The organism is Borrelia crocidurae (assembly GCF_000825665.2).
Taxonomy (GTDB): Bacteria; Spirochaetota; Spirochaetia; order Borreliales; family Borreliaceae; genus Borrelia; species Borrelia duttonii.
Map to the genome: position 1 here is coordinate 199,792 of NZ_LN609267.1, position 783 is coordinate 200,574.

Sequence of the window (783 nt, forward strand, 5' to 3'; positions counted from 1 at the left end):
AATCTCTTTACAACATTTGATGTAAGACTTATTAGTGAAAAAATAGAAGACTGTGGAAATGGACACGGAATAATAAATATTATAATATTATCAAACCATAAAAATGTATCAATGATTTTTAATTCACTTAAAGAAAATCCTAACGTACTTCAAATAATGCAAGTGGATTAAGACATAAAAAACTATGACAATTAAGANNNNATTCTTAATTTTAATAAATATATCCATTTTACATAAAACAATAAACGCAGATGAAAGAAAACAATATAACAAACAAATAATAACACATATTACAAAAATCAATATGCTAAATAAATCTTTAGATAAAATAGAAAGAATAAAAAAAACAAAAAACGTTATGAGGAAGCAATNNATAGAAAATCACATTCAATATAAAGAACATTCACTCCAAGAAATTGGATTTATTGGATACTCACATAAAGCAATTCACACAAAAATAAAAGGAAAAGAAAAAACCATTTATAACATAATTATACCAATAGAAACACAATACAAGTTAAAAAATAATCTAGCAATTGCCATTGCTATTACATTAATAAATAATTTCAAGAACAAAGAAATTAAAAACAGCATAAATATCTATTTTATAGAAGATGATTCACATAAACAAATATCAACAATAAATAGCAGATTATTATTAAACAGTAATACTTTTGAAAAAGATATAAATACAATATATTTAATGTTAAATGAAGATAAAAGAAACAACTTAATAGAATTTAAAAATCAATCAAATATAATAAACTCAAAAACAAATTTAAG